Annotated in this window: 19 protein-coding genes, 1 other RNA gene, 1 pseudogene and 1 CRISPR repeat array (1 of these 22 cut by a window edge); of the genes and pseudogenes, 19 read left to right on the top strand and 2 right to left on the bottom strand. The window is 27.9% G+C overall.

Annotated elements, in window-relative coordinates:
• Window position 1: 1 nt before the first annotated feature.
• Both VJY38_RS01850 and VJY38_RS01845 read right to left on the bottom strand, forming a co-directional pair.
• Window positions 2-1,081, bottom strand: coding sequence for an LptF/LptG family permease (locus VJY38_RS01850; RefSeq protein WP_353678966.1), 1,080 nt, complete (start codon window positions 1,079-1,081; stop codon window positions 2-4).
• Window positions 1,068-2,438, bottom strand: coding sequence for an LptF/LptG family permease (locus tag VJY38_RS01845; protein ID WP_353678965.1), 1,371 nt, complete (start codon window positions 2,436-2,438; stop codon window positions 1,068-1,070). The genes VJY38_RS01850 and VJY38_RS01845 overlap by 14 nt, the downstream gene beginning before the upstream one ends.
• A gap of 151 nt (window positions 2,439-2,589) precedes the next feature.
• Here VJY38_RS01845 and VJY38_RS01840 point away from each other — a divergent pair, with 151 nt between their 5' ends.
• The 19 genes and pseudogenes from VJY38_RS01840 to cas2 all read left to right on the top strand — a co-directional run bounded on the left by VJY38_RS01840 (window position 2,590) and on the right by cas2 (window position 20,164).
• Entirely contained in the window at window positions 2,590-3,957 is a 1,368-nt protein-coding gene (locus VJY38_RS01840) for a dipeptidase (protein WP_353678964.1), read from the top strand.
• A gap of 45 nt (window positions 3,958-4,002) precedes the next feature.
• A complete protein-coding gene (locus VJY38_RS01835) occupies window positions 4,003-4,797 on the top strand; it encodes a hypothetical protein (protein WP_353678963.1) in 795 nt (264 codons plus the stop codon).
• A 141-nt stretch (window positions 4,798-4,938) separates the two neighbouring features.
• Window positions 4,939-5,997 (top strand): CAF17-like 4Fe-4S cluster assembly/insertion protein YgfZ, encoded by a 1,059-nt coding sequence (gene ygfZ, locus VJY38_RS01830; protein ID WP_353678962.1) that lies wholly within the window; start codon window positions 4,939-4,941, stop codon window positions 5,995-5,997.
• Window positions 5,994-6,536: a cob(I)yrinic acid a,c-diamide adenosyltransferase gene (locus tag VJY38_RS01825; protein WP_353678961.1), complete on the top strand. Its 543-nt coding sequence runs from the start codon at window positions 5,994-5,996 to the stop codon at window positions 6,534-6,536. Before ygfZ ends, VJY38_RS01825 begins: the two co-directional genes overlap by 4 nt.
• 6 nt (window positions 6,537-6,542) lie before the next feature.
• Window positions 6,543-6,898, top strand: a transfer-messenger RNA (tmRNA) gene (ssrA, locus tag VJY38_RS01820).
• Between the two features lie 188 nt (window positions 6,899-7,086).
• Window positions 7,087-7,566: a hypothetical protein gene (locus VJY38_RS01815; protein WP_353678960.1), complete on the top strand. Its 480-nt coding sequence runs from the start codon at window positions 7,087-7,089 to the stop codon at window positions 7,564-7,566.
• Window positions 7,541-8,584 carry a hypothetical protein gene (locus VJY38_RS01810; RefSeq protein WP_353678959.1) on the top strand — a complete coding sequence of 348 codons (1,044 nt, stop codon included), beginning with the start codon at window positions 7,541-7,543 and terminating at the stop codon, window positions 8,582-8,584. Before VJY38_RS01815 ends, VJY38_RS01810 begins: the two co-directional genes overlap by 26 nt.
• Window positions 8,585-8,606: 22 nt before the next feature.
• Window positions 8,607-9,470 (top strand): hypothetical protein, encoded by an 864-nt coding sequence (locus VJY38_RS01805; RefSeq protein WP_353678958.1) that lies wholly within the window; start codon window positions 8,607-8,609, stop codon window positions 9,468-9,470.
• Entirely contained in the window at window positions 9,463-10,539 is a 1,077-nt protein-coding gene (locus VJY38_RS01800; RefSeq protein ID WP_353678957.1) for a hypothetical protein, read from the top strand. The genes VJY38_RS01805 and VJY38_RS01800 overlap by 8 nt, the downstream gene beginning before the upstream one ends.
• Before the next feature lie 267 nt (window positions 10,540-10,806).
• A complete protein-coding gene (cmr1, locus tag VJY38_RS01795; protein WP_353678956.1) occupies window positions 10,807-11,787 on the top strand; it encodes a type III-B CRISPR module RAMP protein Cmr1 in 981 nt (326 codons plus the stop codon).
• Entirely contained in the window at window positions 11,784-13,487 is a 1,704-nt protein-coding gene (gene cas10, locus VJY38_RS01790; RefSeq protein ID WP_353678955.1) for a type III-B CRISPR-associated protein Cas10/Cmr2, read from the top strand. The genes cmr1 and cas10 overlap by 4 nt, the downstream gene beginning before the upstream one ends.
• Window positions 13,471-14,526, top strand: coding sequence for a type III-B CRISPR module-associated protein Cmr3 (gene cmr3, locus VJY38_RS01785; protein WP_353678954.1), 1,056 nt, complete (start codon window positions 13,471-13,473; stop codon window positions 14,524-14,526). The genes cas10 and cmr3 overlap by 17 nt, the downstream gene beginning before the upstream one ends.
• On the top strand, window positions 14,523-15,686 hold the full coding sequence (locus tag VJY38_RS01780) for a hypothetical protein (RefSeq protein WP_353678953.1): 1,164 nt from the start codon (window positions 14,523-14,525) through the stop codon (window positions 15,684-15,686). The genes cmr3 and VJY38_RS01780 overlap by 4 nt, the downstream gene beginning before the upstream one ends.
• Before the next feature lie 2 nt (window positions 15,687-15,688).
• A complete protein-coding gene (cmr4, locus tag VJY38_RS01775) occupies window positions 15,689-16,597 on the top strand; it encodes a type III-B CRISPR module RAMP protein Cmr4 (protein WP_353678952.1) in 909 nt (302 codons plus the stop codon).
• 1 nt (window position 16,598) lies between these two features.
• Window positions 16,599-16,994: a type III-B CRISPR module-associated protein Cmr5 gene (cmr5, locus tag VJY38_RS01770; protein ID WP_353678951.1), complete on the top strand. Its 396-nt coding sequence runs from the start codon at window positions 16,599-16,601 to the stop codon at window positions 16,992-16,994.
• Complete coding sequence (gene cmr6, locus VJY38_RS01765) at window positions 16,987-17,841, top strand: type III-B CRISPR module RAMP protein Cmr6 (RefSeq protein ID WP_353678950.1); 855 nt, start codon at window positions 16,987-16,989, stop codon at window positions 17,839-17,841. Before cmr5 ends, cmr6 begins: the two co-directional genes overlap by 8 nt.
• Complete coding sequence (gene cas6, locus VJY38_RS01760) at window positions 17,825-18,796, top strand: CRISPR system precrRNA processing endoribonuclease RAMP protein Cas6 (protein ID WP_353678949.1); 972 nt, start codon at window positions 17,825-17,827, stop codon at window positions 18,794-18,796. Before cmr6 ends, cas6 begins: the two co-directional genes overlap by 17 nt.
• A gap of 57 nt (window positions 18,797-18,853) precedes the next feature.
• Window positions 18,854-19,887: pseudogene (gene cas1 / locus VJY38_RS01755) on the top strand (CRISPR-associated endonuclease Cas1).
• A 1-nt stretch (window position 19,888) separates the two neighbouring features.
• Entirely contained in the window at window positions 19,889-20,164 is a 276-nt protein-coding gene (cas2, locus tag VJY38_RS01750) for a CRISPR-associated endonuclease Cas2 (RefSeq protein ID WP_353678948.1), read from the top strand.
• A gap of 173 nt (window positions 20,165-20,337) precedes the next feature.
• A CRISPR array of direct repeats spans window positions 20,338-20,716; the repeat unit is 37 nt; unit sequence ATTAAAATTTATTTCCTTGCTAAAGAAGGATTGAGAC; it runs 466 nt beyond the window's last position.

Genomic DNA, 20,716 nt, shown 5'->3' with positions numbered 1-20,716 from the left:
TTTATTTCATTGCTCTTTTAATATTATAAATTGCAGCAATTAAAAATATGAAGTTCGAAAACCAGGCAGTAATGAATGGATCGAGAATTCCATTTTTTCCAAAAGCCTGACTTACCTTCATAAAAACCAGATAAATAAAAGTAATAAGTAGATTAATTCCAAAGTGAAGTGCAAGTCCTCCTCTTCTTCTTGCAGAAATTGGTAAACCAAATAATACTACTATTACACTCGAAAAAGCATAAGCAATTCTCGATTGATACTCAATTTGAATTTGAGTTGGATCGTTTCCGGTTCTTATTTGTTCATTTGCTAATTCAGCTAACTCTGGTAAAGTTAATTCTTCGGGTTTTCGTTGCTTTTTAATTACGTCCTCTGGCTTAAAATTCAAGTTGCATAATTCTTTTGTTACAAATTTTTCAACTGTTTCAAGTGAATCCTGAAATGTTCTTTTAAATCCATTATATAAAATCCAGCAGGCTTTTGCTGAGTCATACTTCATTCTAAAAGCATCTATTCTTTCAAGTAATTTTGTTTTATCAATTGGATCAAATTCTTGAATACTTACCTGATTTGCCTGATCATTTGCTAAATCATAAATATTTATTGTTACTATTCTGGTTTTTGTATCCTGGAAATAAATATTACTCCCAAAATAAACAATTCCTTTTTTTAAATATGTTTGTTCTATAAAAACTTTATGTTTATTAGCTGCAGGAACAATATAACCACCAAAATAAACAGAGAATAAACTTATAATAAATGCTGTAACAAAAAATGGTAATATGAATCTATAAAAACTTATACCTCCAGCTTTAATAGCAGTCAATTCATTTTGATTTGATAGTTTACCAACTGTGAAAAGACTTGCAAGAAGAACTGCTACTGGAGTCATAAGCCTAATAATTTCTGGAGTGAAAACAATGTAATATTGAATAATCATATTAGTATCAACATTCTGATCGATAAAATCACCTAACTTTTCCATCATATCAATTACTACAAAGAGTAAAGTAAATGCAATTAAACCAAAAAAAATTGATTGCAAAAATTGCTTAACAAGATAACGATCAATTATTTTCATATTCTTCTTCTGGTTTTAACCATGATTTTGGAATATATTTAGTTAGGAAAGAGAAGTCCAAAGTGATTTTTTCTCGTGCACTTTTTACTGTCAAGATAATTCCAAGAATACCCAATAAGATATTTGCACTCCACATTCCCCAGAATGGTGAAAGTAAACCTCTGTCAGCTAATTTTTCTCCTCCAATAAGAAATGCCCAGTAGATTAAAAAGAAAACCAAACTTATTCCAGCTGCCATTCCAAATCCACCCTTTCTTGTCATTGTTCCAAGTGGAGCTCCAATTAAAACAAACACTAAACATGCAAATGGAATAGAATACTTTTTATGAATCTCAACCCAATAACGATTAATTTCTTTTTTATAATAATCAATGCTATATAAAACATTTAATATGGAACTTTCATCAGCTTTTATTCTCTGATTTACCCGCACATATAAATATTTTGAAAAAAGATTATCTTCAAGAAAAGATTTAGTTGTTATAAGATTATTACCAGCTAATTGAGAAATTTTTTTATTTAGATTCTGTTGGGTTTTATCAAAGATTACTTCGAGACTATCAACAATTTTTAGCATATCTTGTGCACCTAATTCTCTGTCACCTCGCGGTCCTCCCGGAGTTGATTGCTCAAATGTAAATTGATCTGCTGGCATTGCAATTTTATGATGCTGAAATCTTAATCTTCTATATTCTAATGGATTTGAATTATCTGCTTCATGAATTTCACCATTAATCAAATCCATAATTAGTTTTTTTTGATTCCTTGATAAATAAATTTTCCCTTTTGATGCTGTGACAATATTTACTTTAGGTAAATTTGAGTAATCATAAATAGTTAATTCTTCCAATTCATTTTTTTGAGTATCAACTTTTCTTGCAAGAATAGAATAATTCGGTACATCTTGTGAGAATACACCGGGTACTAAAGATAAAGTTGGTTTTTGTCGCGATATATCTTCCATTAAAATTCTTGCTGCATGATTTGCATCGGGGTAAATATGATTATTAAAATAAACTAAAAGTATTGCAATAACTATACTTGAGATAAATGGTGGTAGCATCATTTTATATAAACTTATTCCTGTTGCTTTGAGAATGGTAATCTCGTTGTTTTGAGACATATTTCCGAAAGCCATTAGAACAGCAACAAGTACAGACATTGGGATTACAAGTACAACCATCCATGCAAGGTTGTAAGCAATAAGTTTAATTATTACCCAGGTGCTTAAACCTTTACCAACCAATCTATCGGCAAATTTCATTAGAAATTGCAAAATAAAAATTGCTATAAGAGTCAAAACAGAAAATATGAAAGGTGCAAAGTGGTTTCTAAGGATGTATTTTATTAATATCATTTAAAACAAAATTTTTATTAATAAATTTACCAACTTTATATGGTAAATAGAAATTAGAGAATAATTAACTTGAATACGGTTAAAATGAGGTGTAAATTTAAAAGCAAAAGAATTTGTTCTTTATTTATCCTAAATAAATTTGAGGTTTAATATGGAATCAGTAATAAACTATATAAACAGTAATCTTCACAATTATATTAATGAGTTAATAGAATACTTAAAAATACCGAGTATAAGTACATTAGAATCTCATAAAGAAGATGTAAATAAATGTGCAGAGTTTATAGCAAATAAATTAAAAGATGCTGGAATGACACGGGTTGAAATATTTCAAACAGAGAAACATCCCATTGTCTATGGCGAATGGTTAGGAGCTCAAAATAAACCTACGGTTTTAATCTATGGACATTATGATGTTCAACCTGTAGATCCTTTAGAACTATGGAAATCGCCACCGTTTGAACCTGTAATTGAAGATGGAAAAATATGGGCTCGTGGAGCTAATGACAATAAAGGTCAACATTTTGTACATGTAAAAAGCGTGGAATCATTTTTCAAAACTCATGGATCATTACCATTAAATGTAAAATTTATTATAGAAGGCGAAGAAGAAATTGGGAGTGACAGTTTATATTCATTTATTAAAAATAATAAAGAATTACTTAAATGTGATGCAGTATTAATTTCAGATACAAGTATGTATGATAAAAATGTTCCTACTATATCTTATGGATTACGTGGTTTATTATATACAGAAATTGAAGTAACAGGTCCAAAAGCTGATTTGCATTCAGGTACTTTTGGTGGTGCAGTAGCTAATCCAATTAATGAGCTGGCTAAAATAATTTCTAAACTTCACGATAAAAATGGTAAAGTTACAATCCCAAATTTTTATAAAGATGTATTGAAACTAAGTAAGGAAGAGAAAGAAAATTTTAATAGACTAAAATTTTCTGATAAAAAATTTGCAAAAGAACTTGGTGTTAAAGAACTTCAGGGGGAGAAAGGATTTTCAACTTTAGAACGTTTATGGGTTCGTCCAACTCTTGATTGTAATGGTATTGTAGGTGGTTTTACAGAAAAAGGCGCTAAAACAGTACTGCCTTCTAAAGCAATTGCAAAAGTAAGTATGAGATTGGTGCCTAATCAAAATCCACACAAAATATTTAAAGAATTCAGCAATTATGTTAAAAGTCTGGCTCCAAAAAGTGTTAAAGTTGATGTTAGAATGTTACATTATGGATATCCTGTAATCACTCCGTTAAATAGTAAAGCTATCGAAGCAGCTTCAAAAGCGGTTTCAAAAGCATTTGGTAAAAAAACTGTTTTTACTCGAGAAGGTGGTTCAATACCAATAGTTGTAGAATTTATGAAACATCTTAAAGCACCAGCAGTTTTAATGGGATTAGGTCTTGATACAGATAATATTCATTCCCCGAATGAACATTTTCATATAGAAAATTTTGAAAAAGGAATTTTAAGCTCTGTATATTTTATTGATGAGTTTTCTAAAGTGTAATTATTTACTAAAAATAAAATGAATATTAGGTGGATAATATTACTCTTGATTGTATCAGTTGCCTGTACATCAAATAAAAAAGATGGAGATGCTGCTACATCTGAGAGTAAAGAAAAAGAAATAAGAGAGTATAATATTGATGTTGCAAAAGAACAATCTAAAAATAGATTTCCCTGCGATACAATAGCATTGAGAGAATATTTACTTGAAAATTATCCACCAGGTTCATATTTATTAGAAAATGAACCATCAACAATTTATGGTGTACCAAAAAGTGCAGTTATATATTTTAAAGATGGTGGGAATTTTATATTAGCTTTAATAGCTCGTTCCAAAGAATCAGAAAGATTTATTGAAAAGAAAAACATACAGGGTTACGAATCAAGTTTTGTTACACTTGATAGTACAAAATTGGGAACTGCTTTCTTCTATTTAACGTTGTTTGAATGTAAAGAAAATAATTTTGAAAAAATCTGGGAAGCCGAAGTACCAATTCATGGTGGATTTAGTAAAATGTCAATTAAAAACTGGGCTCCAAAAAATATAAAATATGTTGAACTATTTTATGAAGATGGTATTATTTCAGGACATAGAAAATATAATTTCTTTTTAGTAAATGGTTGGCGAAATCCACCTCATCTACTCGAAACATATGTTGGTATTGTTCATAAAAGAACATTAGCAAATATTAATAATGATAAATATCCTGATTATTATGAATATCGATTTATTGAAGACTCAATGAGAATCAGGGTTCGTGATTCGATCCCATTTTACTGGAACGAAAAACGTCAGTTATATGTAACTGATAAAAATCCACGCTGGTTCAGAAAATATTGATCTTTTTCTATTCTTAATTATCTCGCAAACTTGGCGATTTAATTGTTTATCAGAGGTCGCAAAGTTTATTAGTATTTTTTGGTATTTATGACAATTAATTAAAATAACTCTATGTATAAAGAAAATTATTCAGGAAAAATTATGAAAGAAGTTCTAACGAGTAAATTTCCAAATTGCATTTATGAAAATTCAACATTGAAAATTGTTAATAATTGTAAAGATGAATATTATTCACTTCGATATGGTGTAGCTCTTAGAATTTATAATCCAGTTATAATTCAAATGATAGGAAAAGATTCACTTGAATTTCTTCATAGAGTATCTACTAATGATTTTAAAAATCTTCAACCATTTCAAAAAAAGAATACACTCTTCTTAAATGAAAAGGGGAGATTAATTGATAGAACAACTTTATTAAACCTTGAGAATAAATATTTTCTTATTGGTCTGCGTGATGAAACAAATAAGTTAATTAACTGGATTAATAAATACATTATTACGGAAGAAATAGAGATAAATAATATTTCTAATGAATATTTACTGATAGATGTAATTGGTCCTCAGGCAGAATCATTCTTAACTTTAATTGTCGGTGAAAAACTAAATGAATTAAAAGATGAAAACTTTCTTGATATATCTGAAAGTAATTTAAATTTTCGAATTTTCTTACAAAAAGAAAAATATGATTTAAGAATTTACAAAATATTAATAGGCATAAATTATTTGAGTGATTTTATTGATTATGTTTTAGATAACAAAAGTATTTTCGATCTTAATTTTGTTGGTGAAGATTCATATAATATCTTTAGAGTTGAAATGGGTTTGCCAGATGTTACTGAAATTAATCTAAATTTCAATCCACATGAAATTGATTTAATTAATGAAATTAGTTTTACTAAAGGATGTTATATCGGTCAGGAAGTTATTGCACGACTCGATACTTATAATAAAGTTCAGCGAAAGCTTTGTGGAATTATACTTAATAACGATAATTGTGAATTTACAATTCCTGCAGAAATCCAGAACGAAAATGGAGAAGATATTGGATTCATTACAACCACCGTTAATTCAGAACTATTAAAGAAAAAAATTGGTTTGGCTGTTATAAGGAAAAATTATTTAGAAAAGAATAATTGCGCAGCTCTTATAAATAATAAAAAGATTAATTTTACAATAACTGAATTGCCATTTTCAAAATGAAAATATATACAAAAAAAGGGGATAAAGGGGAAACTTACTTATTAGGTGGACAAAAAGTTTGGAAAGATGACCGTAGAATTATGGCTTATGGCACAGTGGATGAATTAAATTCCGTTCTTGGAATTTCTATTCTGGAATGTAATTCAAAGGAACTAAAAGATGTTTTAACTGGTATACAGTCCGAACTTTTTAATATTGGAGCGGATTTATCATTACCAGTTGAAAATAAGAATTCTAGGATATCTCGTATAGATGAAAATTATGTTAAGAAACTTGAAGAATTAATTGATAAATTTGACAAAAAGCTACCAGAACTAAAAAATTTCATTTTACCGGGTGGAACAAAAGGAGCGGCATATTTACATTTAGCAAGAACTGTTTGCAGGAGAGCTGAAAGAGAAGTTGTAGCACTGATGAAAGATGTAGAAATTAATCCTCAAATACAAGTATATTTAAATAGGCTTTCAGATTTATTATTTGTTCTTGCTCGTTATGAGAACAATTTTTCAGGAATTGAAGATATAAAATGGAATCTTTGAAATTTTGGGGGTGACGTGGTTTCGACGAAGTTACTCGTTCTTTGAACTGCACACCGTGTTCACCGTAGACACGTTAAACGACGGTAAAAAAATAAGTGCCGAATATAACTACGCATTAGCTGCTTAATAATAAAAAGCAGCCGTTCTTCAAATCCTCTCGTATCGGGATTTGATAGAACGTCGTATTAGATACGATAGCCGAGTCGAGTGTCCGTGTAGACGAGGCGAAATTCTAACGGAATAGTCTCGTTAAAACCTGCTTATCGGTGTTAACGAGATGAAACTTAAAAGATAAGCTAAGTGTGTAGATGTTCATAGAAAGGTAACTTCGGACCGGGGTTCGACTCCCCGCACCTCCACAATCATTTTTATTCTTAAATTTTTCCCGCCTCATTAGTCTCCCTACACTCAATGTCTAAACTTAAAATTACTTTGAAATCATAAATTTTATTCCAATAATTGAACAATTCTTTATTGAATAAATATTTCATATTTGTTATTTATAAAAAGTGATTTTTATAATTTTTTAAAAATATTTTTTAATTGATATATGCAGACTATATCACTGGAATACTTAAAGAAAAAATTACACACCAATAAAAACATAAAACTGCGAGAAGTAAGACTAATAAACCGTATGATTAACAGGATAAACGAAGATGTATTTTTAAATTTTGGTGATATATGGGCATTACACGATAGACACATTAGTTTTGGTCAGGAAAGAAGAAATTATAAGGATGCTAATAGACCGGTTGTAATACTTGATAATAGCGTTCCTTATACCGATTATCATACTGTTCTATTTGCACCCGGTACTACAAGAGTTCATAAATATGAACCCACCATTTTAATTGCAAAAGTTCCACCCGAAAGATTAAAAAAGACCACATTTTTTCTTATACATTATAAAGAATATAGATATACCAGATTATTTGAAAGGAAATTAACAGAGCTTAGTTATAAACTTAAAAATAAATTAACAAATATTCTGGATACATCTTATGGGGGCAGAAATTCAAATTCCTGACATTATTAGAGAAATTATTTCCAATAATGCTACCATCAATTACTTTAAGGAGCTTGTTAAGCAGACTGAAAATATAGTCAGAAGTTTTCTTAATGATAGGAGAGTATTTGATAAGGAAATAATTCACGAACTAACTCAAGAAACAATCGCAACTCTTTTAGAATCTTTTCAGAAAAATGAATTCTGGAAAGAAAAGCTAATGAAGAGCGATGCTAACGATAAGGTAATTGTATCTTATGTTAGTAATGTTATTAAATCCTGTTATAGAAAAATTAGTAATAAAGGACTGATAGCAAGCGAATATCCGAATTTGAAAAATCTTGTAATAAAAGCACTTGAAAGGTTGCTTGATGAAAACAAAATAATTCGTAAAAATCAGTATTACTCTGTGAGTAATTCTAAAAATAATAAAGTCTATGATGGATATGTTGAAATCAGAAAATTCTTTATCCTTCGACAGAATAGTGAAGATACACTTGGGAAAATAAATGGTCAATCGGTATACGAAGCAGTTTATGATATTCTTAAAAATTTAGAAAATTATTATCTAACAGTCTCTGATATAGTAGAGATACTTTTAAGTAATAGTGATGTTAATAAATTTTCTATTGTTATTATTGACGAGAAAGATGAAGATGATAATTCCTTTTCCTTATCTGAAACTAATCTTGAAAGCAATGAAAAATTAGATTTAGATTATATAGACCTGGATAAATTTGTAGAAGTAAGTAATAAAAGAATTACTTATTACTTACAGAACGATACAAAATCTAAATTTTATAAAATATGTTTTTATCTTTACTATAAAGCAGGTTTTACACTTCAGGAAGTAAGCGATTATATATTATTGAGATTCAATAAAAAATTATCTTTACAAACTATTAAAAATTATCTATCAGATATACTATTAATTTTAGATCTTAAAAATCTATTTGAATCCGACGATATACAATTATATCAAGCAATCGAAAAATTTATGGATCATATTGAATCTGAATTTAATCTGAGTGATATATAAATAAGATTAGGAAAATATTTTTATGGCAAATGAATATAAATATTTAGAATACATGCTAAACCCACCAAAGGAATTAAAAACTGGTCAAATGTGGAAATGCCCCTCTAAAGGAGTGGATTTTATTATTACTGAAATTATCTCAGATAAAGTAGTAAGAGCTTCTTTGATAACACCTATCAAATATCTTGCAGATGAAAATGATGTCTCACTAAAAGATGATTCAATTGCCAATGAAGTTTTTGCAAAAGAAAGATTTGTAATAAGGATAACTGATGGTGTAATCCCTACTGAAATCTTGAGTGTTTACATTGGCACAGTAGAACAACAAACTATATTAAAAATTAATAATTCATTGAAAATTACAACTTTTAATTATGATGAAGTGCAGAAAATACTTTTAAATGAATTGTTAGAGTCATTAACAAGCTTGCGTGAACGAGCATTAGAGATTTATGAAGAAGATGCTACTGAACCTATAATTATAACTTTACCAAAAATTGAAAATTATGAATCAGCAGATTATTATTTACTTGCTGCACATGATTCTAAATCTGAATACAAAAACATGGAATTCTGGGATAAAGAAAGAGTAAGCAATTTTAAAAATGAGTTGCCAATTAATATTTCTGATATGATTTTAAGATTATCATGTGTTGACGATAAATATTACTTGATTATCATTACAGATAAACACAAAAACATAGATAAAATAGAAATATTAGAAAATGGGGAATCATTCTTAATTGCTGATAAATTAATCATTCCTGATACTAATCGATATTCTTTACCAATAAATAAACAATTTGATGACGAAGCTTTTTATACAATCACATTAACTATTGATGATAAAGATTATTATGCTAATTTCTTAATAAATTATGAATGAGATAGAAAAATTATTCAAAGAAGGGAAATTCATTTCTGCAATAAATTTATGTGAGAATTGCAAAACCAGTAACCTTGATGATAAAATATTTTTTGAAAACAAGAAAAATACTATTAAAAAATTTTATAAAGAATTTATAGATAATAAACCAGGCGAAACATTCCTTCCTTTAGTTGATGTTCAAAAAAATGATGGGATAATACAAAAAATTAAAGTTACAGATTCTTATAGCTCTGATATAAAAATTATTGATGATTGGAATAAGCATATAAATCTTAGTATTGAATTAATAGAAAGCTATCTTAAAGAAGAATTCCCTGAGTTATTGATTCTTGAATGGGATTTAAGCGAGCTTAAGTGCGGCATTAAAACATTCTCATTTATGGATAATAATTTTCATCTTGAAGGTGATTCATATAAATTACCTTTGGTCTTATCAATCATTTCATTTATAACCGGAAAGGAAATTTCTAATGAATACTGTTTTACAGGTGATATAGAAAGAGTAGACAATAAATTTATTTTAAAAAAGGTTGAAGGGATTGAACAAAAATTTAAAACAATTAAAAATGAGTTCCCTGATGTAAAGTATTTTATATATCCGGATGATGATAACAAAGAATTAAATACAATAATCGCAAAGATATTTGATGAATCGATTAAAAAAATTTATAAATCCAAATTTGTCAAACGATATATTTTATTAGAAAAAAGACTGGCAAGCTCTGAATTCGGAGAACACAAAGTTGTTTCTTTTCAACCCACTAATATATCGATTAAAATAAATGAGTTTACAAAAATTAATTTGTTTATTAGAAATAATCTTATGCTATTTAAGGATGAAGGAAATGGAGTTATAATTGATGGTCGTGCCCCAATTTCTGTTTATACAATGATTTTTAGTTTCCCTGAAATAATTAATTCATTACCAAACTTTTTAGCTGTTAATTATCCCAGTTATAAAGAAGCAGATAAAAATACTGCAATTGTAATTAGAACATCTAATAGTGGTGTATCAAAATTAAAACCGGGGGAGTATTTTTTCTTTCGAATAGAAGGGAATTTTTAATTTTTTGCTTTCAATAAAATTCGAAAAAATTTTACAGTTGTTGTTACTATTAAATAAAATAAATGAGGGTATATGATTAATTTAATTATTGTTTTTTCCTAATCATCCAGCCTTTTTATTGTATGAATTATGTTCAGTTAATTCTCACCAAAAAATAATAAATATTTCTTCTTATATATTATTAATTACATAAAAACATCGAAAAAATTTTTAAAAGTGGATTCTATACACCTCTTATTAATTAAGAATTACTTAAGGAATAAGTATATGATAGAAAGAATTTATAACTGTAAAGTAATTACACCTATGTTTTTAGGTGGAGCTAACAATAAAGAAGCAGAACTTAGAGCTCCTTCTTTTAAAGGAGTTTTGAGATATTGGTGGCGTGCTATGCATGGAAACTTATCCATCGAACAATTACATCAAAACGATATTAAAATTTTTGGTGGGAGTAATAATGACAATCAAATGAAAAGCAAAGTAATTATAAGAATTGAACAAAATAATATAGAGTGTCGAAGAGAAAATTTTCCGTTGCATAATAAAGAAGTAGAGGTTAAAGGTAAATACATAAATATGAACATATTGAATTATTTATGTTTTGGGATAGTTGAACCCAGAAATGGAATTTCAAGAAAATATATATGCCCAGATAGTTCCTTTAAACTAATTTTTAATTATGACAATTTATCAGATAAGCAAATTACAGAAATAGAAAATGCACTACTATTAGCTTCTATCGTTGGAGGGCTAGGCTCAAAGTGTAGAAATGGTTTTGGGAAGTTTAAGATTAATGATTATGGATTAGATAATGTAGAAAAAGTTATAGAAATATTGAATAATTTAAAAACTATATTACCAGCAAAATATACTGCGATATCTAATAATACAAAAGTATTTAAACTACATCAAAGTTGTGAAACATGGGATAAAGCATTAGCAAATTTAGGTGATATTTACCATAAAGTAAGAACAGGATTAGAAGGTAAACATGTATTTAATAAGCGACAGTATATTAGTGCTCCAATAATAGATAATAAAAAAACTATGACTTATATAGAACGCCATGCAAAACCATATTTCCTTTCTGTTTTTCAAAATAAAGATAATCAATATGAGGGTTATATTTTTTGCATACCATATAAATATCCAGATAACCTGCATAAAAATCTAAATAACCAAGCTTACAATAAAGTAATAGAAGAATTTAATAATAATCTTGCAAATGAAATGGAGACTATTTTATGAATAGTTATCTTTTTGTTTTTACTATAAGTCCTGTTCAATCTTTTATTGCCCAGGCAAGAAAAACTAAAGATTTATTTACAGGGAGTCAGTTAATTTCAGATTTAATAAGAAACGCAATGAATCATTTTAATGATAATGAAATTATTTTCCCCTTTAAATCAAATAAGCATTTGCCCAATAGATTCTTGGCACTCATCAATAAAGAAAATGATGAAGAAGTTCAAAAACTTGGAGAGATAGTTGAAAATTCAGTTCGAAATTATTTTAAAGAAAAAGCTAATGAAATTTTCATTAAATATCTTAAGCTGGATTTAATAAGTAATAAAATTTTTATAAAGCAAATTGAATCGTTTCTCGAAATTTACTGGACAGCTATTAATTTAAATAGTGATTACTACGAAGATTATGAAAATGTTGAAAAGCAATTATCTTCAATTAAAAATTATAGACCTTTTATTCAGTTGGAAGAACGTGGTAGAAAATGTTCTATATGCGGGCAACGTAATGTAATTATAAAAAATGATGACAATAAAATTTCTGATCAAATAAAAGGTCTTATCAATCCTGGAGAAGGATTATGTGCTATATGTTTTACTAAAAGGTTTTACATTGATAAAAGTTATCCATCAACAGCTGAAATAGCATTAAGTGATACTATTAATAAAATAGAGAATAATGACGAAGGGAAAAATATACTTAATAAATTCCAACAATGTTTTGGTAGTTTATTTGATGCCCAGCTTTATTACGAAGAAAATCTTAATAAAAAGTATTTTGAAAAACAGGGCTTCAGTTCACTTATAAAATCTATTGATGAAATAATTAAATGTCATAGGGAATTAAAAAAATATGCAACATCTAAAAACCTTACTTTCCCATCTTACTATTCACTTGTTATGTTTGATGCAGATTCAATGGGGGATATAGTCGCTGGCAAAAAACTTAAAGAAAATTATAAACACGAACTAAAAGAATTTCAAAAAACTTTAGCTAAATCATTAAATGATTTTATAAATCAAACAAAGTTACATGAATCTGCTGGTAGCATAGTTTATTCTGGTGGCGATGATTTTATGGCTTTTATGAATTTGAATTATTTGTTTACAGAATTAAAAACCCTGCACAAAAATTTTGATAATATTATTAATTCACAGGTTAATAATTTTTTGAAAGATAAAATTACGTTTTCTGCTGGTATAGTTATAGCGCATTATAAAACCCCATTAAATGTTGTAATAGATGAATGTCGTAAGCTAGAAAAAGATGCAAAGAATATTTCCAGTGAAAAAAATGCATTTGCAATTTCTGTTATGAAGCATTCTGGAGAGATTATTAAGACAATCTATAATTGGCATAGAGATAACATTTTTGTTTTAGACCATTTTAATTTATTATCAAAGATTCTTAATTCAAATGAAATATCTAACAGCTTTATTAAGAATTTCCAGATAGAATTTTCAGAAGCTATTCATAAAAAAGAAAAAGTTCACGATAAAATGATTTTGACGGAACTGGAGAGATTAATAAAAAATTCAAAAGCTGCAAAAGAAAAAAAGGATGAGATAATTCAAAAAGTAATTGATAATGTTTTTGGATTATATTATTCAAGTACATCACTGAAAAATTTCGTATCCGCACTTAATATAATTGACTTCATCGCAAAGTATTTAAATGGAGGCAGTAATGAAAATAAAAATTGATGCCATAGATACTTTGTTCTTTAAAGATGGAAAACCATTTGCAATGGGAGAAGAAAATTGGGCTAATGGAATTTTTCCACCCGCTCCATCTGTGTTTTATGGTGCTTTGAGAACTTTATATTTCTCAAAACATTTGGATTTACTTAGTAAAGCAAATAAAGATGACGATCCAACATTAAACCTGAAAATCAAAGGAATTTATTTTTTTATTGATGACAATTTGTTTCTACCAGCACCCGCTGATTTGGTTACTGATGTTCAAAAAATCGATGATGATACGCTACCACTTTATAAATTGTCATTAACAGATAAACCTGCTATAAGCAATTACCAACTCGATAGATTTTTATTTAATTCAACTAATCTAAAAGTTGAAAAACCTCAGGAAGATGTACTTTTGGGCTTATCTTATTTTAATAGTTATCTATCCGGAGATTTTAATAAGCTGCCAGCTGTTAAGTTAAGTAAATATATAACAATTGAACCTAAGATCGGGATTGGAAGAAGTAACATTACAAAATCTGCTGCAGAATCAATGCTTTATAGAGTTGGAATGAGACGACTTGAAAAAAATGGATTAAAAATTTCCTTTGTTATCGATTTTAATGGACTTGATGTTGAAAGTAAAGGCTTATTAAAATTAGGTGGTGAAGGAAAAGCTGCATGCTTTAAATCGATTGTTGATGAACTGTCTATCTCTAAACCTCAATTAACTTCCAATATTGTGAAACTTTATTTACTCACCCCTTCAATTTTTAAAAATGGTAGCTTACCAGATTTAGAAAAACCTTTATTTAAGAAGTACAATATGAAATTGATTGCTGCAGCAGTTCCCGGCTTTAAATCAATAGGAGGTTTCGATATGGAGAGTAATAAACCCAAGCCTATGTATCGAGCAGTTAAAGAAGGTTCAGTTTATTATTTTACTTATGAAGGCGATGCCCAAACATTAGTGGATGATTTTTACTTAAATTCAATTTCTGATTATAATCTTGATAAATTAGGTTTTGGAATAACATTGGCAGGAAATGTAATATGATAACTCTAATTACTTCAATCGGAACAAGTCTCATTTCAAAATTTAATGAGACGAAAAGAAAATATGTAGATCTTATTGACGATATGAAAGATAGAACTTACGACGAAAAATATATTGACAATAACAAATATCAAATTGATAAATTGAAATCAGATCTAATTTCCTTACTACAAGAAGATAAAAGCTCTTCTGCAGAAGTTATAAGCACACTAAAATTATATGAAAAATTAAAAACAAGAATTAATATTATACCTATTGTTACAGATACTCTACTATCAAACATATGCTCAGATGTAATTTCGGAAGTGCTCCCTTCATATCAAGATTTTCAAGTATCAGATAAAATTTTAGTTAAAGGCTTGCAGGTTTATGATAACAAAAAATTTCTAAAAGAGGGAATGCCAAACTTAATTAATAAACTTGAATATTATAGCTCACTTCGCAATGTATATTTGAACTTTACAGGTGGTTACAAAGGTGTTATTCCTTATCTAACATTGTGGGCTCAAGTTAACAATATTAAAATGATTTATCTCTATGAAGAAAGTAATGAATTAATTGAGATACCACAGGCACCTATTGATATAAGCTGGAGTATCTTTCATAAATATTATCATATTATTCAGCATTTAAAAAATGGTATTGAAATTTCTAAAGAGGAATTTCTAAGGAAAAATAACTTACTGTATTCTGATTTTCCTGATATTATTGATGAGATTTCAGATGGAGAATTTCATTATTTGTCGCTTAATAGCATTGGTTTAATATTTCTAAATAAATTTGAAAGATATAATGTTTTCTTCATACCTGTTACTTCTCAATATTTTTCAGAAGAACAGAATAACAAATCAATTTTGAATAAAGCAATCTCAACTTTGATTAATAGACTTAATTCATTGGATATCGATTTTAATTTGTTTGCAGATAAATATTTCAAGCATACTCATTTAAAAGATAATACCTGGATTTATAAATATCACAATAATGATACTCAAATAAGAATACATTACAAATATGAAAACATGAAGCTAACTGTCTATAACTATAAGTTTATTAGGTCAAGATATGATGACAATAATTATTCTACATCTCTTGCTAAAGAATATGAAATATTAAAAAATTCAGAATTAATAAGTATACCATTACAAAAGGAGATATAACTATGTATAGTCAAAAAGCAATTTTACTTATAAGAAACATTACACCTATGCACGTAGGCAGTGGAAATGAATTAGGCATTGTCGATTTGCCGATACAGAGAGAAGGACACACTGATTTCCCCAAAATTGAAGCTTCGTCTTTGAAAGGTAGTTTGAGAGAAGCATTTGAAAATAAGTTAGGCGAAGATAATCTGGATATTCACTTGGTTTTTGGCTATGATGAAGATGCAGACGCTAATCAAAAAATTAAAACCATTCTTAATAATACAGAATATGCTGGTGCAGTTTCTTTTTCTGATGCACGCATTTTGTTATTTCCTGTCAAAACTCCTAAAGGTGTTTTTGCTTGGATAACTTGTCCTTATGCATTAAAACGCTTTGACGAAGATTTAAAAATTGCAGGACTAAAAAAACTAAATCTACCTAAAGAACTTAATAACATTCAAAATAACCCGGAAACATGTATTGTCGCTTCTAATAATTTATTAATAAATCATAAGATGATTTTAGAAGAATATTCTTTTACTGCAAGTGTAGATACAAATTTTGCTCAAAATTTATACAATTACCTCAAAATAGATGATCTTAATAATAAACTTGTTATTGTTTCTGATGAAATATTTACCAGCTTTGTTAAACTATCAACAGAAATAATAACAAGAACTAAAATAAATAATAGTACAGGTACTGTTAAAGAAGGAGCTCTATTTAACGAAGAATATTTACCCGCAGAATCCGTATTATATCTACTAGTATTTACAGCACCTATTTTTAATACTGTGAAAAGTAATTTTACAGACGATCTAAGTGTGATGAAATTTATTAAAGATAATTTACCTGCCTATATTCAGATTGGGGGAAATGCTACTTTAGGTAAAGGAATTGTAAAAGCAAATTTTATGGAGGTTTAATATGAGCAGTAAATTAGATAATGGAAGAGCTTCATTTGCTTTCCAATGTGCAGATACTACAAAACAGTTAAGCTATGCAAAAGAATATAAACAGTATTCTAAAAAATTACCGATGATGATTAAAACTAATGGTCTTGCAGCTACATTTGCTTTTATGCTTTCTAAAGATCAAAATAAAAATGAGGGTAAAGCTTATCATAAGTTAGGTGACGATATTTTATATTGGCTTAAAACATGCAATACTACTAATGATATTTTTCAAAATAAGAGTACATTTAAAGACCTTGTTCAAGATGTAATAAATCTGGATTCATTTAAATATAATCTTATAACTCAAGAAACTATAAACTTTTTACTCTGGCTTAGAAGATTTACAGAGGGATTAATCAATGACTAATGTAAAAAATACATCGTCTGAAATAAATGAAATTATCCTTGTACCTGAAGATACAAGAGAATTAGTAAAATCTTTATTATCTAAAGTGGATAATTTTTCCTTAAAGTATAATAAATACATCTTAACAGATAAAGAAGGCAAAATAAATAAAAAATCTGCTATGAGTTCTTCTTTTGCTTTCCCTGCAAAATTATTAAATAATAAAATAAGTGAACTGGAACAGGCAGCTAAAAGTTTATTTGGCACTAACAAAGTTATATTCACAAAATCAGTTGTAGATAAGTTAATTGTTGGACTTGGAACAGAGTCTGTTTTAGAAACTTCGATAACTTTGCATCATATTTATGGGTTCCCTTATATCCCTGGACAAAGTATAAAAGGAGCAGTTAGAAATTATGTAATTAAATTTTATTTTGATTCTGATGAAGAAAAAGCACTTACACAAAGTAAAACATTCTGTTTACTTTTTGGATGTAACAAAGAAACTGAGAGTAAGAAAAAATCTGCATTAAACGAAGATTATGAAGGGAGTGTAGTTTTCTTTGATGCTTTCCCTACTTTTTTAGATAATCAAGTTATTTCTATTGATATTATGAATCCTCATTATGGTGAATATTATCAAGATTTAGAACCTCCTGCAGATTACTTGCAACCTACCCCAATTAATTTTTTAGTAGTTACAAATACAGATTTCAAATTTATACTAGGTACATATAAAAATATAGAAGTAGAATGGAATGATAATAAACTTAGCTTACTAGAATTAGCAAGACAATTTACAGAAGAAACATTAACTAAATATGGCATAGGAGCAAAAACATCTGTTGGATATGGATACTTTAAATAATTTATTAAAAACAGAATTGCCAATACATAAATATTTATTTCGTTTTCATGTAGAAGATGAAATGAAAATGCTTCCTCCATTTAAGGGTTCGATGTTAAGAGGTGCATTCGGAAAATCCTTAAAGGGAACTGTCTGTATATCTGACGATAAAATATGCGAAGTGTGTTTACTTAAAAAAAGATGTTATTATTTTACAGTCTTCGAAACTGAAATTGAAGAAAATAATTTATGGTTTTTAAAAGGTGTTAGGAAACAACCACATCCATTTGTTATAGATTCCACAACAGCTAACAAGGTAGATTATTCTAAAGGTGAATTTTTCGACATAGGAGTTTCATTGTTCTCATTATTCCCTGAACCGCTTCCTTATTTCATACTAGCATTCGAAAAATTAGGCCGAATAGGCATTTCTTTTAAAAGGTATAGATTGAAACTTCAAAAAGTTTTTTCAGTTACAAATGATGATATATTAATTGAAATTTACAATGCAAAATCCAGAAAATTAAAAGAACTATTGGAACCTTATATGATTGTACCATCAATGCTTAATATAAATGCAAGTAAAGTTTTACTCACATTTCTTTCACCACTTCGTCTACAAAATAATTCAAGTATTTTGAAAAACAAGGAACAAGTAACTGCCGAAATTGTATTAAGAACAATTTTAAGAAGAGTTTATGTTGTTCTTAATTTATTTTATCAAGTTTCACTCAAAGAAGTAATAACAGATTTTTCGGGGGTAAAAATTTCCAAAAACGAAATTTATTACAATGAATTTATGAGATTTAGCAATCGTCAAAAGAAAAAAATGGAATTCGGTGGTTTTTTAGGTTCTATTGAATTAGAGGGTAAAAACTTGTCTAATTTTATTCCTTATATAATCTTGGCTACACATTTTAATATAGGTAAAAATACAGTTTTTGGATATGGTAAATATTCTATAAAGATTATTTAATTTTTTTAAAATAGTTCTTTGACATGTTGTTTGACGATTATTTTCTAATCGTAATTAATGATAATGCAGAGTATATTCTTTTTTTGTTTATATTATAGCTTATTATCAGGCTTTAATATTAATGCAATTAAAATCAATATGAAAAACATTTTAATACTCACTGCTCAAAGTACCTGTATTTCGCAAAAAGGGAAAAGAATAATAATAAATACCAATGAGGCGCAACAAGAAATAAAAATAAAAGATATCTCTTCTTGCATCTTTTTTGGAAATATTCAATTTACAACACAGGCATTACGACTTTTTGCAAAAGAAGGTATTCAAGTTACAAATCTTTCGTATGAAGGAGAACCTCGATATATAATTTTACCAGCTTATCATATTAATTATGATTTAAGAATAAGACAATATGAAGCATATTTTTCAGAAGAACTGAGATTTAAAATTGCCAGATTTATAGTATCAGAAAAAATAAGACTTTCTTACGAATTTATTAGTAGAAACAAAAGCAGACATAAGAAATTCTCAATTCGCAATTTGAGTAAGGAATTTAATAAAACGAAAGAAAAGATAATGAAAGCAGAAAATGTAGATGAATTATTAGGATTGGAAGGCAACTTTTCAAAAATTTATTTCAATTACTTAAAAGAACTATCAAAAGGGAAAATCAGATTTATTGAACGAAGTAAAAGACCACCACGCGACGAAGCAAATGCATCTTAAGTTTTATTTATACTTTAACCTATTCTTTAATAAGTGGAATAACTTTTGCTGCAGGTTTTGACCCCTATATAGGATTTTTGCATAGAGAAGATTATGGCAGAAATTCTTTTGCACTTGATATTCTTGAATTCTTTAGAGCAAATTTTTGTGATAGGCTGTTTCTAAATATTACAAATAAAAATTTATTAACTACAGAACATTTCGAGAAAACAAAAGAAGGTGGTTTTATTATGAACTCGGAAGGGAAAATTAAATTTTTTAGGATCTGGCAAAAGGCTGTTTATGATTATAAAAAGCCTTCTGAGAGTGTAATATATGAAATAGAGAAGAAACTGAACATATTTTCCAAATTATTTAGAGGGCAATAAAGTGAATAAAATATTAGTAACTTACGATATACCTTCTGATAAACGCCGTAAAAAAATTTGTGAGATAATGAAAGACTATGGAAATCATGTTCAATATTCAGTTTTTGAATGTGAATTGACAAATAAATATCTAGATATTATGAAAAAAAGAATAAAGAAGTTTTTAAGAGAAAAAGAAGATTCTTTCAGGATTTACTACTTATCATCAAAAGAACCGGTAGTAATAGAATTAGGTGTAGACAGAATAGAAAAGTTAGATGGAGTAATTATAATATAATGATTGCAGGAGCATTTTTATTTTAATTAATGCTCCTGCAGAAAATTAAGTTATTTAATTAAAATAACTTAGCTTCAAATTTTACAATTAATATAAAAAAGTTATATTAGTAAGCAAAATGCAGAAAATAATGCCTGTAAGTTGTTCATTGAAAATGAATTACAAAAGAGGCTATTAAAATTTATTTCCTTGCTAAAGAAGGATTGAGACATATCATTTTGCTTTTCCTTAAACTCAGCATAACTCATAAGCAATTAAAATTTATTTCCTTGCTAAAGAAGGATTGAGACATGCTGAGACACGAATGAATTCCTCGTCTTCATGTTGACCAACGATTAAAATTTATTTCCTTGCTAAAGAAGGATTGAGACCCCGTATCTAAAGCAAGCTTATTACGTGCATATTCACCTATATCATTAAAATTTATTTCCTTGCTAAAGAAGGATTGAGACTTATAATAGTGAATCAATTGATTCACCGCTTTCTCGTAGCCGCATTAAAATTTATTTCCTTGCTAAAGAAGGATTGAGACAATGAATCGTCATTATCAGC

Origin of the sequence: Rosettibacter firmus (assembly GCF_036860695.1) — a bacterium.
Classification (GTDB): domain Bacteria; phylum Bacteroidota; class Ignavibacteria; order Ignavibacteriales; family Melioribacteraceae; genus Rosettibacter; species Rosettibacter firmus.
This window is presented reverse-complemented; position numbering and strand designations above follow the sequence as displayed.

Bases quoted from the DNA above. Each gene is read 5' to 3' on its own strand.
- VJY38_RS01850 (WP_353678966.1), bottom strand. From the start codon at position 1,081: ATGAAAATAATTGATCGTTATCTTGTTAAGCAATTTTTGCAATCAATT.
- VJY38_RS01845 (WP_353678965.1), bottom strand. From the start codon at position 2,438: ATGATATTAATAAAATACATCCTTAGAAACCACTTTGCACCTTTCATA.
- VJY38_RS01840 (WP_353678964.1), top strand. From the start codon at position 2,590: ATGGAATCAGTAATAAACTATATAAACAGTAATCTTCACAATTATATT.
- ygfZ (WP_353678962.1), top strand. From the start codon at position 4,939: ATGAAAGAAGTTCTAACGAGTAAATTTCCAAATTGCATTTATGAAAAT.
- VJY38_RS01825 (WP_353678961.1), top strand. From the start codon at position 5,994: ATGAAAATATATACAAAAAAAGGGGATAAAGGGGAAACTTACTTATTA.
- VJY38_RS01815 (WP_353678960.1), top strand. From the start codon at position 7,087: ATGCAGACTATATCACTGGAATACTTAAAGAAAAAATTACACACCAAT.
- VJY38_RS01810 (WP_353678959.1), top strand. From the start codon at position 7,541: ATGGGGGCAGAAATTCAAATTCCTGACATTATTAGAGAAATTATTTCC.
- VJY38_RS01805 (WP_353678958.1), top strand. From the start codon at position 8,607: ATGGCAAATGAATATAAATATTTAGAATACATGCTAAACCCACCAAAG.
- VJY38_RS01800 (WP_353678957.1), top strand. From the start codon at position 9,463: ATGAATGAGATAGAAAAATTATTCAAAGAAGGGAAATTCATTTCTGCA.
- cmr1 (WP_353678956.1), top strand. From the start codon at position 10,807: ATGATAGAAAGAATTTATAACTGTAAAGTAATTACACCTATGTTTTTA.
- cas10 (WP_353678955.1), top strand. From the start codon at position 11,784: ATGAATAGTTATCTTTTTGTTTTTACTATAAGTCCTGTTCAATCTTTT.
- cmr3 (WP_353678954.1), top strand. From the start codon at position 13,471: ATGAAAATAAAAATTGATGCCATAGATACTTTGTTCTTTAAAGATGGA.
- VJY38_RS01780 (WP_353678953.1), top strand. From the start codon at position 14,523: ATGATAACTCTAATTACTTCAATCGGAACAAGTCTCATTTCAAAATTT.
- cmr4 (WP_353678952.1), top strand. From the start codon at position 15,689: ATGTATAGTCAAAAAGCAATTTTACTTATAAGAAACATTACACCTATG.
- cmr5 (WP_353678951.1), top strand. From the start codon at position 16,599: ATGAGCAGTAAATTAGATAATGGAAGAGCTTCATTTGCTTTCCAATGT.
- cmr6 (WP_353678950.1), top strand. From the start codon at position 16,987: ATGACTAATGTAAAAAATACATCGTCTGAAATAAATGAAATTATCCTT.
- cas6 (WP_353678949.1), top strand. From the start codon at position 17,825: ATGGATACTTTAAATAATTTATTAAAAACAGAATTGCCAATACATAAA.